Here is a 12,398-nt window from a genome sequence, read left to right on the forward strand (position 1 = left end):
CTCCGTAGGGTGCGCAAAGGCGCTCTTGCACCGTGCCCGCCAATTTCACCTATTTTGAAGAGATGCTTTGGTGGGCCCGCTCCGCTTTTGCCCACCCTGCGAGGCCGATTGAATGAACGGCACTAATTTCACATTGTTTCTCCTGGCCGCGCTTCTCGTCGCCGCCGTCCCCGGGCCTGGCATCTTTTACGTCGCCGCACGTACGCTGTCGGGCGGCAAGGGCGCCGGCATTGCGTCGACGTTCGGGACTGCGCTCGGCGGGCTCGTGCATGTGATCGCTGGCGGGCTCGGCGTCTCCGCCATCATTCTTGCCAGCGCCGAGCTCTTCACCGCACTCAAATTCGCGGGCGCGCTCTATTTGATCTGGCTCGGCATCAAGACATTTCGCGATGCGCGCGATCTGCTGCCGAAACAGGTCGTCGCGGTCAGCTCACGACGAGCGTTTCGGGAAGGCGTACTCGTCGAAGCGCTGAACCCGAAGACCGCGGCCTTCTTCCTGGCCTTCATCCCGCAATTCCTTGACCCGGCGGGCGGCTATCCGGCGCTCCAGTTCATGGCATTGGGCCTGATCTCGGTCGCGCTAAACACGCTTGTCGATATCATCGTGGTGATGATGGCCGCGACCGCGCGCGATAGTCTCACGCGCAGGCCGAACCTGCTTCAACAATTGCGGCAAGGCTCGGGAATGTTCATCGCAGGGCTTGGTATTTCGCTAGCGCTGGCGCGGCGGCCGGCAAGCTAACTCAGCGTGCCCGCATGCACCCACCATCCGGGGTGATCGCGCCGGATCTGCTCCGCCGCGCGGCCGGCTTCGGCGGTGTTCTCGTAGATCGCAAAGCAGGTGGCGCCCGATCCGGACATCCGCGCCAGCCACGCACCGTTGGTCGCGTTGAGCGCGGCGATGACTTCGCCGATCACCGGCTGGACGCGCATGGCGGGCGCTTCCAGGTCGTTGGAGCTGGCGGCCAGCGCTTCAACCCAATCTTCGAGCGATGCCCTCTCATCGGGCCAGCGGTCCTTCAGCAGCACGTCGGCGACGCCGACCAATAATTCGCCATTGCGCAAGCCGAGCGCGTTGAAAACGTCGCGGGTCGCAACGGCAACGCCGGGATTGACCATGACGCAGGGCATCTTGGGCAGATTAAGCGGCTGCAATGTTTCGCCGACGCCGGTCATAACGCAGCAGCGAGAGTTGACGCAGACCGGCACGTCCGCGCCGGTCAATTGCGCGACCTCGATGATGCGGGGATCGTCGAGTGCAAGCCGGTTCAACTGAGCAAGCAGCCGCAGCGCCGCCGCGGCATCGGCCGAGCCTCCGCCGATCCCGGCTGCCACCGGCAGGATCTTTTCGAGTGTAAAGCTGCCGGCCTTCATGCCGGGCAGACGCTCCGCCAGGAGGCGCGCGGCCTTGAGCACCAGATTGTCCGAGGTCTCGCCACAAGCCTGCGCCAGCGGTCCCAACATTTTCAAATCCAGATCCGACCCCGGCGTCAGGGTCAGCCGGTCGGCGCAATCGGCAAACGCCACCACGCTTTCGAGATCGTGATAGCCATCGGCACGACGGCCATTTACCTGCAAGGTCAGATTGACCTTGGCGCGTGCCTCGTCACTCAATGCCGGCATTGCCGAATAGCCCCAAGGTCCTTCCGTCAGCCACCTTTGCCGTCTTCTTTCTTCTTGTCAGCGGAAGCCGCGGAGGAAGTGTCATCGGGCAGACCGTTGGCAATCTTGGCTTCGATCTTCGGCAATTCTTCCGCCTCGGGCTTGAGGTCGCGGGCGTGGGCCCACTGGAATTTGGCTTCCAGCGTTCGCCCGACGCGCCAATAGGCATCGCCGAGATGGTCGTTGATGGTCGGATCCTCGGGCTTGAGATCGATCGCGCGCTCGAGATTCTTTACCGCGTCCTCAAAATTGCCGATCCGGTAAAACGCCCAGCCGAGCGAATCCACGATGTAGCCGTCGTCGGGGCGCTGGTCGACGGCGCGCCGGATCATCTTCATGCCTTCATCGAGATTGATGCCCTGATCGATCCAGGAATAGCCGAGATAGTTCAGGACGTGCGGCTGCTCGGGCTGCAGTTCCAGCGCCTTGCGCATGTCGGCCTCGGCCTTGCTCCACTGCTTGGAACGCTCCTCGCAAATGCCGCGATAATAATAGGTGACCCAGGTGTTCTTGTCCGTCACCCCGGGCATGGCGTCGATCGCGAGCGTATAGGTTGTGGCGCAATCGTTGAACTTCTTGCGGCCGCGCTCGATGTTGCCGAGCGCCATGATGGCTTCGATATCCTTCGGCGCTTCCGTGATGACGGCCTTGAGGATCTTGATCGCTTCTTCGCTGCGGTCCGCGGCGTCGAGATTGGTGGCGAGCTGGATCTGGGCGTTGCGCTTGAGCGGCGAACTGGCCGGCATACGCTCGTAGACCTTGATCGCCATCTGAGGCTTCTTCACGGACTCGTAGAGGTCGGCGAGCGACAACAGCGCCAGCGGATGATTGGGCTGCAGATAGAGCGCGAGCTGCAGATAGACCAGCGCCAGATCCTCACCGCCGCGGCGGGTCAACGTGGCGCCGATGCCGTAGAGCGCCTCCGCCGCGCCGGCTTGCGCCGAATCCACTAGCGGCGACATCTTCTTGCCGGCCTTCGTCTCGCGCAGGCCTTCCTGCACCAGCGGATGCCGCGGCACCTTCTTGTCGAACGTCTCGTAAATGGCGGCGGCCGCCGCCCCATCCTTGTTGCGCGACAGCCACCGCGCATAGGCGTCGGAAACGCGCAGCATCGAATCGTCGAGCTTGTAGGCGCGTTCGAACCGCGCGCCGGCATCCTTGTCCTTGCCCGAGATCTCCAGGATCATGCCGGTGTGGAGATCCTTGAAGATCGGATACCATTCCGGGCCGGTCAGCTTGTCGATATTGGCAACTGCCGCCTTGGCATCGCCCGCGCCGTAGCTCGCCCATCCCGACAGCAGCGTCGCCACGAGATCGGTGATCGGTCCGCGGATCGACTGGTTGATGTTGAGCTGGGCGGCCGCGTATTTCTTCTGCTTGAGATCGCGGACGCCGACCACCAGCCGCGCGACGCGGTTGGCCTTGTCCATGGTCAGGATGCGATCGGCGAGCTTGACCGCCTCATCGATATCGCCGTCGGCGAGCGAGGAGATGAAGGCACGGTCCAAAAGTTCGTTGTTCTTCGGATCGGTGCGCAGCGCGGAGCGATAGAATGCCGCAGCCGAGGCAGCGTCACGCTCAACGCTTGCATGCCGCGCGGCAAGATAGCTGCCCGCCGTCGTCAACGATTTCAGATCGGCCTTGGTGGGGAATTGCGCAGCGCTATCGGCTGGATGGTCCGGCGTCTGCGCCGAGACCGCAGCCGGTGCGGCCAGTGCAGCGAAGGTAATTGCAGCGAGGGTCCAACGATTCATACGAGTGAAAAGCATCACGGTTCGCCTAGCTCCAGGATGTACGGCGGGATCGTTACGATCGGTCTCTAATGCAAACCCAAGCGGCGGCATCTTGGGCAGCGACAATGCCGCTTTTGGCCCTCAACCGCAAGGATACGGGTTGGCGAATCGATTGGCAGATTAGGCCCTTAGGGCTCCGATTTAGCCAGCTCAACCCGGTAACGCTTTTACTGTGGCGGTATCGTGACCGGAGGCGGTATCACCCTCCTCCGGCTCACGCAATCGTGGTCTGTACCGCCTCGCTACATACCCTGGTAGTTCGGTCCGCCACCACCCTCCGGTGGAACCCAGGTGATATTGCCATTCGGGTCCTTCACGTCGCAGGTTTTGCAGTGGACGCAGTTCTGGGCGTTGATCTGGAAGCGCGGACCGGAGGCCTCCTCGACCCACTCATAAACGCCCGCCGGGCAGTAGCGGTTCGACGGACCGGCATAGACATCGTACTCCGATGTCTTCTGCAGGTTCATGTCGGCGACCTTGAGATGGACCGGCTGATCCTCTTCATGATTGGTATTCGAGAGGAACACCGAGGACAGCTTGTCGAAGGTGAGCTTGCCGTCCGGCTTGGGATAGACGATCGGGGTGTGCTGCTTCGCCGCATCCAGCGTCTTGCGGTCGGGCTTGCCGTGCGATTGGGTTCCGAACAGCGAGAAGCCGAGTGTGTTGCACCACATATCGAAGCCGCCGAGCGCCACGCCGATGATGGTGCCGAACTTCGACCATAGCGGCTTGACGTTGCGAACCTTGTGCAGGTCGCGGCCCACCGCGGAATGCCGCCACGCGTTTTCGTATTCGGCCAGTTCGTCATTGGCGCGGCCGGCGGCGAGCGCGGCGGCAACATGTTCGGCGGCGAGCATGCCGCTGCCCATCGCGTTGTGCACGCCCTTGATGCGCGGCACGTTGACGAAACCTGCCGCGCAGCCGATCAGCGCGCCGCCCGGGAAGCTCAGGCGCGGCACCGACTGATAGCCGCCCTCGGTAATCGCGCGCGCGCCATAGGAGATGCGCCTGCCGCCTTCGAACACGGTGCGGATGGCGGGATGCGTCTTGAAGCGCTGGAATTCGTCGAACGGCGACAGATACGGATCGTCGTAATTGAGATGCACGACGAAACCGACCGCCACCTTGTTGTCGTCATAGTGGTAGAGGAACGAGCCGCCGCCGGTCGAATTGTTGAGCGGCCAGCCGAACGAATGCTGGATCAGCCCTTTCTGATGCTTGGCAGGATCGATCTCCCAGACTTCCTTCAACCCGATGCCGAATTTCGACGGCTCGCTCTTGGCGTCGAGCGAGTATTTGGCGATCAACTGCTTGCTCAGGCTGCCGCGCGCGCCTTCGGCGAACAGCGTGTATTTGCCGAGCAGTTCCATGCCACGGGTGTAGGAGTCCTTGTGGCTGCCGTCCCGCGCAATGCCCATGTCGCCGGTCGCGATGCCGCGCACCGCGCCGTTGTCGTCGTACAGCACTTCGACTGCGGCAAAGCCGGGATAGATTTCGACGCCGAGCGCCTCGGCCTTCGGCGCCAGCCAGCGACACACGTTGCCGAGCGAGCCGATATAGCAGTGATGATTGTCCATCAGCGGCGGCATCATGAAGTTCGGCAGCCGGATCGCGCTGGTTGCAGTGGTCCAGTAGAAGCGGTCGTCCTTGACCTGCGTCTTCAGCGGGCAATCCGCGTCCTCGCGCCAGTCCGGAATCAGCCGATCGAGGGAAACCGGATCGATCACCGCGCCCGACAGGATGTGCGCGCCGACCTCGGACCCCTTCTCCACCACAACGATGCTGAGATCGGCATTGAGCTGCTTCAGCCGGATCGCCGCAGCGAGGCCAGACGGCCCGGCGCCGACGATCACGACGTCGAATTCCATGGATTCGCGAGGAGGAAGCTCTTCTGCACTCATGATCTGGTCTCAGCCCAATTGAGAACGGCTCTAAAGCGTCCTTGTTTACGATTTTTGCGGGGAGGACAACCACGGAAATGCAATGTAAGGCGTTTCGCATCCGCCCGATCCATCCTAGATTGGCATAATGGATTTCATCCCCGAACCTGCCCCTAATGTCCGGCAATTGCTGGCCTTTTATCTGGAGGCCGGGGTCGATTGCGCGTTGGCCGAGGAGCCGGTGGACCGCCTCGCCGAACCGGATGCGCCGCCCGCCGCGATCGTGGCGCGCGAGAGCGCACCACCTCGCCCAGCCCGGGACATGCCCGTGGCGGCACCTGCCGTTTCCCGCAGTGAAATCGCGCCCGCACCCGAAGTCGCGATCGCTTCCGCCCGCGAAGCGGCGCGAAGCGCGCCGACGCTGGAAGCGCTGCGCGCGCTCCTGGAAACTTTCGAGGGCTGTGCGCTGCGAAACACCGCGACGCGGCTGGTGTTTGCCGACGGCAATCCGCAGGCCCGCATCATGTTTGTCGGCGAAGCGCCCGGGCGCGACGAGGACATCGAGGGGCTGCCGTTCGTCGGCCGTTCCGGCAAGCTGCTCGACCGGATGATCGCGGCGATCGGGCTCGACCGCAGCAAGGCCTACATCGCCAACGTGATCCCCTGGCGGCCGCCCGGGAACCGGACCCCAACGCCGCAGGAGACGCAAATCTGCCTGCCGTTCATCCAGCGGCAGATCGAACTCGTGAACCCCGACGTGCTGGTGACGCTCGGCAACCCCTCCACGCAAACGCTGCTGTCGACCCGCGAAGGCATCATGAAGACGCGCGGCAGGTGGTTCGACTACGATACCGGCACCCGCACCATCCGCGCCATGGCGACGTTCCACCCGGCCTATTTGTTGCGCTCCCCGTCCTACAAGCGAATGTCCTGGCAAGACCTGCGCGCAATTGCGAAGGCGCTGGAGCAAGCGAATTAGTCTAAACTAGCTCGCGTCCGGGACACGGGATCCGACTACTGCGCCTTCGGCCGCACGATGGCCCAGCCGATGCGCAACAAGGGCTGCCGGCCGTTCACCATCCATTCGAAGACGCGCGGCACTTCCGGAACCAGGCCCGGAAAGCGTTGCGCGATGTCGGGCGGCGGCGCGCCTGATGTATCCGAGGCGCGCCAGACCACGACGCCGCCGGTCTCATTGAACTTCGCAACCGATAGCCAGGGGGTCCGTTCCGGCGTCGCATCAAGCAACAAATGCGGGCGCCCGCGGCTCATCGCGACGAAGCTCGCCAGTTGCGGATCGCCGGCCACCGCGCGCAGGCGCTGGTTGGTTCGGCGTTCGAAATTGTCGCCGAAGAACTGCGCGATGGCTTTCGCCGGCAGCGAGGTCGGCACTTCGTTCGCCCCGGTCCACGGCAGGAACAGGATCGTTGCAACCACTGCCACCGCAGGCGCGACAACCGCCCCCGCCCAGACCGTTCGCAACAGGCGCTGGCGCCGCAAATGGATCAAGTCGCCGCTCGCCACGATCACGGCGAGCCCCGACATCAGCAACGCAACACCCGCCCCGCCCGCGACATGATCGAGATTGAAGATGCCCGCAATCAGGCTTCCGAGCAGGGCCGGCGCCAGCGCGAAGAAGTAGACGAAGTCGCGCGCCAGCGGATCGACCGGCGGCCGATAGATGATCGGCGCGTCGTCAGCGTTGCGGGCGAACCAGCCCGAGTTGAGGATCGCCAGCAGCACGATGGCCGACATCGCCAGCACGAGGCCGACGAGCAGCCACCCCCACTGCAGGACGCGCGCGCCGAGATCGGAAATCGCGGGCCATGGCGGCATCGAAAGCGCGTCGGCGCGGAGCAGCCAGATCAGATAGGGCAACACCAGGACCACGATCACGAGCAGCGCATAGAGCGGATCGAGCGACATCAATACGCGCCGCCCGCGCGCGGTGGCAGCGGCAAATCCGACGAGCAGCAGCAACAATCCGGGCGCGGCCGGCGTCGTCAGCAGCAAAAGCCCGGCCTCGATCGACCAGGCGAACCATGCGTTGTGCCGGTTCTGGCCGATCAATTGCCAGGAATGCAGCAGAAGCAGCGCCCAAAGCGGGCGCGCCAGCACCAGCGGGCCGAACTCGACGCCGGGCGAAGAGAAGGCGACGACCGTCATCGAGAGCAGCACCGCGAGCACCGCCTGCTGCCCGCCGACGATGGCGCGAGCCAGTTGATAGTAGATCCAGAAGGTGCCGACGGCGCAGGCCTGCGCCAGGAGATAGACGCCGAACATGGTGTTGCCGGCGGCGCGGAAGGCGATGTCGGCGAGCCAGAACGCCAGCGGCGGCCCGAGCCAGGTTCCGACCTGGTATTCCCGGCCGAACGCCAGCGTGATCGCAAGATCGCCGGGTGGGCTGCGGTAGAGCAGCATCGGCAGGATCAGCCAAAGCGCGGCCTGGATCAGCACCACAAGCCAGACCACCAGCCGCGGCCGCGCGCGGATCAATTCGACAACGAGCGAGGTGAAGCGCATGAAACGTCCGAATGCCCGGGCCTGGCGGCCCTGTCCCCCAAGCTCTGTCCCCCGAGCCGTTTGATAGAGCGCAGGAAGCGCCGAAGCAACCGATCTCAGATCGTGGCCGGGATCTCGGATTCGATCTCTCCATCCACCGTGAAGAGGTCGGGCTCGACCTCGACTGTTTCAGGGAAATGTTTCTGCCGCGCGGCAATGACCGGTGCGAAAAACCGGCGGTGGTGGATGCTGGGACCGAGCCGGTCCAGCGCCTCGCGATGTTCCGGCACGGCGTAGCCCTTGTGGGTTTCGAAGCCGTAGCCCGGGCAATCCAGCGCCAGCGCGCTCATCAGGCGATCACGCGTCACCTTGGCGATGATCGAGGCGGCGGCGATCGACACCACAAGACCGTCACCACCGATCACCGCATCGCAATCGCACGGCGCATCGATCTTGTCGCGACCGTCGACGAACACATGTTTTGGCATTTCGGGCAACGCCCGCACGGCCCGCGCCAACGCCCAGAGCGAGGCGCGCAAGATATTGTCGCGGTCGATCCGCGCCGGTGATGCAAAGGCGACCGCAAAGGACGAGGTGGCGCAGATTTCCTCGAACAGTTCCTCGCGGCGCTCCGCGGTCAGCCGCTTGGAGTCGTCGATGCCTTTGGGGATTCGCTTGGGATCGAGGATGACAGCGGCGGCCACCACCGGCCCGGCCAAGGGACCGCGCCCGGCCTCGTCGCAGCCGGCCACCGGCCAGACGCCGCGCTTGATCAGCGCCCGCTCGCGGCGAAAGCTCGGTGGCGCGACCGCGATTACCCCCGTCGGCAGTTCGGCTTGCGCCTTGGCGGCCTTCTTGCCTGATTTCCCGTCAGATTTCTTGGCAGACTTGTCCCGAATCATGGCCGGGATTCGTGCGCCAGCGCGACGCCGCACGCAACCGGGAACTCGGCATAATTCCCGTTATTCAGTCTTGTCCTTGGGGGCTCAATTCAGTCTTGTCCTTGGGGCTCAACTCCCTGGGCTCAATCCGGCAAATGAACCCGCCGGTCGTCGCCGACCTCGATGCCGGGCGCGACCACGACTTCCCAAGCGTGATTGTCGGGATCACCGAAATAACCGGAGTAGCCGCCATAATCGGTCTTGTGCGCAGGCTTCAACAGCGACGCGCCGCAGGAGATTGCAAAATCCAGCACCGTGTCGACCTCCTCCACCGAGCTGCAATTCCAGGCGAGCGTCGAGCCCCGGAACGTCTTCGGTCGGGGCTGATCCGGCAGCGTGGCGTCACGCGCGAGTTGATCCCACGGGAAAAGCGCCAGCACCGTGCCGCCGGTATCGAAGAAGGCAACAGCCTCGCCGGTTGTGCGCATCTTCCTGACAAAGCCGAGCGCTTCATAAAACGCGATGCTGGCGCGCATATCGCCCACGCCGAGCGTGATGACCGTGAACCGGGGGACTGGCTTTGGCGATTTTTCGCTCATCTTACTCTCTCCCCGTCATGGCCATGACGACTACAACCATCGGTTCGCTTCAAAACAAACTCAGTTGCTGCCCGTTCCGCTTCGGCTTGATAAAATGATCCGTCGTCAGCTTCGACCTTCGCTTGTTGAGGCCCAGCTTCTCGCAGGCGATTTCGAAGCGGCGACCGATCATCCAGGCCATTGGGCCAGTGCCCTTCATCCGCGTTCCCCATTGCGAGTCGTAGTCGCGCCCCCCGCGCATGTCGCGGATCAGGGTGAAGACGTGCCGGTAGCGATCGGGATAGTTGGCCATCAGCCACTCGCGAAACAGGTCGCGCACTTCCAGCGGCAGGCGCAACAGCACATAGCTTGCCTCCTTGACGCCGGCATGCGCCGCGGCATCGAGAATGCGTTCGATCTCCGAATCATTCAGCGCGGGGATAATGGGCGCGACCATCACGGTCGCGGGAATGCCGGCCGCCGACAATTGCCTTAAGGCCTCCAGCCGCTTCGGTGGCGTCGAGGCACGCGGCTCCATTGTGCGCGCGAGCTTGGCATCCAGCGTCGTCACGGAAATGGCGACCTTGGCCAGGTTGCGCTTCGCCATCCGCTGCAGAATGTCGATGTCACGTGTCACCAGCGCCGACTTGGTGACGATGCCGACGGGATGGCCAGCCCGATCGAGCACTTCGAGAATGCCGCGCATGATTTTGTGCTCGCGCTCGATCGGCTGATAGGGATCGGTGTTGGTTCCGATCGCAATCATGCGCGGCTCGTAGCCGGGCGCTGCCAGCTCCTTCTCGAGCAATTCGGGCGCGTCCGGCTTGGCAAGCAGCTTGGATTCGAAATCAAGCCCGGGCGACAGCCCGAGAAAGGCGTGGGTCGGCCGCGCGAAGCAGTACACGCAGCCGTGCTCACAGCCGCGATAGGGATTGATCGAGCGGTCAAATCCGATGTCGGGCGAGTCGTTGCGGGTGATGACCTTGCGTGACGTATCCAGCGCTACCGTCGTCTTGAACGGCGGCAGGTCATCCAGGCTCTGCCAGCCGTCGTCGAAGGCGACCCGCGCTTCGGCCTCAAACCGGCCGCTTTGGTTGGATTGCGCGCCACGGCCGCGCCGCCGCTGGCGTTCGATTCCGACCGCGAGCTCAGGAAAGGGTGTCGCACCCGCCGGCTCGGAGGGCGCCGTGACCGGCGGGTGCTTGAGGGCATGAGAGGATGCTCGGCTCATGGGGCGAACATAGCACGCCGCTAGAACAAATCAAGAACATCATCGACGCCAATTCAAAAGAAGCGATGCACGCGCCAGCACCACGTGCCGCAAAAAACTGCACGCAAGCGGCTGTTTTGATTATGACAAGGTGATAACAGTGCAGCGGTTTTCGCTGCTTGAGCCATCGAAGTCTCTTTCATGTTGAGCGTGATCATTCCGACCAAAGGGGTAGAACAGCCCGCCGTCGCAACGCTGGCGGCGCTGGTGCCGGGAGCCGCAGCCGGGGTGATTGCCGAAGTGCTGCTGGTCGACAGGACCGGCAACGGCGTGATCGAACGGGTCGCCGACGTGGCTGGTTGCCGCTTTCTCAAGTTCGAGGGAACACGCGCCGCGGCGCTGGCCGCCGGCGCGCGGGCGGCGCGCTCACCCTGGCTGATGTTCCTGCATGCCGGCGCGGTCCTTGACAGCGGCTGGATCGATGAAACCACGCAGTTCATCCAGAACGTATCGCTCAGCGGCCGGCCGCGCGCCGGCGTCTTTCGCTATGCCCGCTCGCCCTACACCAACACGCGGATTCGCGATGCCTTCAAATTCGTGGGCCGGATGATCACAGGCCCGTCGGCGGAACAGGGCCTCCTGATCGCACGTGATCATTATGAGCGGCTTGGCGGCCACGGCGTGGACTCCCGGCGCCCCGAGACCCGGCTGTTGCGCCAGCTCGGCCGCGCCTCGCGGACCCAGCTGCGCAGCCGGATCATGGTGGTGGCCTAAAGCGGTCCACCGCAGGGCCCGGACACAAAATATCGAAAACAACCCCATGCAAAGTAGAAGCGGGCGCGAGCCGGCGCGCCTCGTCCTCGCGAATATACTTGTCAAAGTCAAATATATATTTGACAATGACAAATATCGAGGCACCCGAGGTCCCAGATGAATTCCGAACAAGAAGTCGCGGCCGTTCGCGCCTTCAACCGCTTCTACACCCGCAAGCTCGGCATCATCGAGCCGAAGCTGCTGCACAGCCCGTTCACGCTGCAGGAAGCGCGAATCATGTACGAGATCAGGCACCGCGCCGCCTGCACCGCCACCGATCTCACCCGCGAGCTTGGGCTCGATCCCGGATTCCTGAGCCGCACCTTGCAGGGACTACAGCGCCGCCAGATCGTGACGCGAAGGCCTTCAAAGGACGACGGCCGCGTCAACGAGCTCTCGCTCACTGCGAAGGGGCGCTCCGCCCAGGCCGAGCTCGAGCGCCGCGCGCGCGAGGAAGTTGGAAGCCTGCTCGCTGCGCTGGACGACGATCAGCGCGGCGCCGTCGTCCGAGCCATGACGACAATCGAGCAAACGCTGGAGCGCCCAATGGAGAAGCCCGCCGCTTTTCTCTTGCGCAGCCACCGGCCCGGCGACATCGGCTGGGTGATCTCAAGCCAGGCAAAAGCCTATGCTGAGGAGTATGGTTGGGACATCAGCTACGAGGCGCTGGTCGCCGAGATCTGCGCGCAGTTCATCAGAAACTATGACCCGTCGCGCGAGCATTGCTGGATCGCGGAAGCAGGCGGCGAGCCGCTCGGCTCGATCTTCCTGGTGAAGGGCAGCGATGAGGTCGCGAAGCTCCGGCTGCTCTTGGTGGAGAAAAAAGCGCGCGGGCTCGGCGTCGGCCGCGCGCTCGTCGAGCAATGCGTCCGCGCGGCGCGCGAGAAGGGCTACAAGAAAATGACGCTGTGGACCCAAAGCATCCTTGTCGCCGCGCGCGGCATCTATCAGGCTGCAGGCTTCCGTCGCGTCAAGGAAGAGCCGCACCGTAGCTTTGGCGTCGATCTCGTCGGCGAGACCTGGGAGATGGAGCTGTAGTTCTTCGTCATTCCGGAGCATCGCGCAGCGATGAACCCGGA

At 63.9% G+C, this 12,398-nt stretch carries 11 protein-coding genes; 4 read left to right on the plus strand and 7 right to left on the minus strand.

Features of this window, described 5'->3' with window-relative positions; genetic code table 11:
- The first annotated feature begins 112 nt into the window (after window positions 1-112).
- A complete protein-coding gene (locus HCN50_RS04380; RefSeq protein ID WP_171708354.1) occupies window positions 113-742 on the plus strand; it encodes a LysE family translocator in 630 nt (209 codons plus the stop codon).
- On the opposite strand, the gene HCN50_RS04385 is transcribed toward HCN50_RS04380, so the two are convergent.
- From HCN50_RS04385 to HCN50_RS04395, 3 genes are all read right to left on the minus strand, one after another.
- Window positions 739-1,623 carry a 4-(cytidine 5'-diphospho)-2-C-methyl-D-erythritol kinase gene (locus HCN50_RS04385; RefSeq protein ID WP_171708355.1) on the minus strand — a complete coding sequence of 295 codons (885 nt, stop codon included), beginning with the start codon at window positions 1,621-1,623 and terminating at the stop codon, window positions 739-741. The genes HCN50_RS04380 and HCN50_RS04385 overlap by 4 nt on opposite strands.
- 26 nt (window positions 1,624-1,649) lie before the next feature.
- Window positions 1,650-3,431, minus strand: coding sequence for a tetratricopeptide repeat protein (locus HCN50_RS04390; RefSeq protein ID WP_171708356.1), 1,782 nt, complete (start codon window positions 3,429-3,431; stop codon window positions 1,650-1,652).
- 266 nt (window positions 3,432-3,697) lie between these two features.
- Window positions 3,698-5,356 carry an electron transfer flavoprotein-ubiquinone oxidoreductase gene (locus HCN50_RS04395; RefSeq protein ID WP_171708357.1) on the minus strand — a complete coding sequence of 553 codons (1,659 nt, stop codon included), beginning with the start codon at window positions 5,354-5,356 and terminating at the stop codon, window positions 3,698-3,700.
- Window positions 5,357-5,483: 127 nt separating this feature from the next.
- Here HCN50_RS04395 and HCN50_RS04400 point away from each other — a divergent pair, with 127 nt between their 5' ends.
- Entirely contained in the window at window positions 5,484-6,314 is an 831-nt protein-coding gene (locus tag HCN50_RS04400; protein WP_171708358.1) for a uracil-DNA glycosylase, read from the plus strand.
- A 35-nt stretch (window positions 6,315-6,349) separates the two neighbouring features.
- Here the strand turns inward: HCN50_RS04400 and HCN50_RS04405 are convergent, their stop codons facing one another.
- The 4 genes from HCN50_RS04405 to HCN50_RS04420 form a co-directional block, all read right to left on the minus strand.
- Complete coding sequence (locus HCN50_RS04405; RefSeq protein WP_171708359.1) at window positions 6,350-7,858, minus strand: glycosyltransferase family 39 protein; 1,509 nt, start codon at window positions 7,856-7,858, stop codon at window positions 6,350-6,352.
- Window positions 7,859-7,953: 95 nt separating this feature from the next.
- Complete coding sequence (gene rnhB / locus HCN50_RS04410) at window positions 7,954-8,739, minus strand: ribonuclease HII (RefSeq protein WP_171708360.1); 786 nt, start codon at window positions 8,737-8,739, stop codon at window positions 7,954-7,956.
- A 122-nt stretch (window positions 8,740-8,861) separates the two neighbouring features.
- On the minus strand, window positions 8,862-9,317 hold the full coding sequence (locus tag HCN50_RS04415) for a VOC family protein (RefSeq protein ID WP_171708361.1): 456 nt from the start codon (window positions 9,315-9,317) through the stop codon (window positions 8,862-8,864).
- Window positions 9,318-9,366: 49 nt separating this feature from the next.
- Window positions 9,367-10,527 carry a PA0069 family radical SAM protein gene (locus HCN50_RS04420; RefSeq protein WP_171708362.1) on the minus strand — a complete coding sequence of 387 codons (1,161 nt, stop codon included), beginning with the start codon at window positions 10,525-10,527 and terminating at the stop codon, window positions 9,367-9,369.
- A 180-nt stretch (window positions 10,528-10,707) separates the two neighbouring features.
- Here HCN50_RS04420 and HCN50_RS04425 point away from each other — a divergent pair, with 180 nt between their 5' ends.
- Window positions 10,708-11,280: a glycosyltransferase family protein gene (locus HCN50_RS04425; RefSeq protein ID WP_171708363.1), complete on the plus strand. Its 573-nt coding sequence runs from the start codon at window positions 10,708-10,710 to the stop codon at window positions 11,278-11,280.
- A 156-nt stretch (window positions 11,281-11,436) separates the two neighbouring features.
- Window positions 11,437-12,357 (plus strand): bifunctional helix-turn-helix transcriptional regulator/GNAT family N-acetyltransferase, encoded by a 921-nt coding sequence (locus HCN50_RS04430; RefSeq protein ID WP_171708364.1) that lies wholly within the window; start codon window positions 11,437-11,439, stop codon window positions 12,355-12,357.
- The last annotated feature ends 41 nt before the right edge of the window (window positions 12,358-12,398 follow it).

The organism is Bradyrhizobium archetypum (assembly GCF_013114835.1).
Taxonomy (GTDB): domain Bacteria; phylum Pseudomonadota; class Alphaproteobacteria; order Rhizobiales; family Xanthobacteraceae; genus Bradyrhizobium; species Bradyrhizobium archetypum.

What these genes read in the sequence shown, in the direction of transcription:
- HCN50_RS04425 (WP_171708363.1), top strand. Translation starts at nt 10,708, where the DNA reads ATGTTGAGCGTGATCATTCCGACCAAAGGGGTAGAACAGCCCGCCGTC.
- HCN50_RS04390 (WP_171708356.1), bottom strand. Translation starts at nt 3,431, where the DNA reads ATGCTTTTCACTCGTATGAATCGTTGGACCCTCGCTGCAATTACCTTC.
- HCN50_RS04395 (WP_171708357.1), bottom strand. Translation starts at nt 5,356, where the DNA reads ATGAGTGCAGAAGAGCTTCCTCCTCGCGAATCCATGGAATTCGACGTC.
- HCN50_RS04380 (WP_171708354.1), top strand. Translation starts at nt 113, where the DNA reads ATGAACGGCACTAATTTCACATTGTTTCTCCTGGCCGCGCTTCTCGTC.
- HCN50_RS04420 (WP_171708362.1), bottom strand. Translation starts at nt 10,527, where the DNA reads ATGAGCCGAGCATCCTCTCATGCCCTCAAGCACCCGCCGGTCACGGCG.
- HCN50_RS04385 (WP_171708355.1), bottom strand. Translation starts at nt 1,623, where the DNA reads ATGCCGGCATTGAGTGACGAGGCACGCGCCAAGGTCAATCTGACCTTG.
- HCN50_RS04400 (WP_171708358.1), top strand. Translation starts at nt 5,484, where the DNA reads ATGGATTTCATCCCCGAACCTGCCCCTAATGTCCGGCAATTGCTGGCC.
- HCN50_RS04405 (WP_171708359.1), bottom strand. Translation starts at nt 7,858, where the DNA reads ATGCGCTTCACCTCGCTCGTTGTCGAATTGATCCGCGCGCGGCCGCGG.
- HCN50_RS04430 (WP_171708364.1), top strand. Translation starts at nt 11,437, where the DNA reads ATGAATTCCGAACAAGAAGTCGCGGCCGTTCGCGCCTTCAACCGCTTC.
- rnhB (WP_171708360.1), bottom strand. Translation starts at nt 8,739, where the DNA reads ATGATTCGGGACAAGTCTGCCAAGAAATCTGACGGGAAATCAGGCAAG.
- HCN50_RS04415 (WP_171708361.1), bottom strand. Translation starts at nt 9,317, where the DNA reads ATGAGCGAAAAATCGCCAAAGCCAGTCCCCCGGTTCACGGTCATCACG.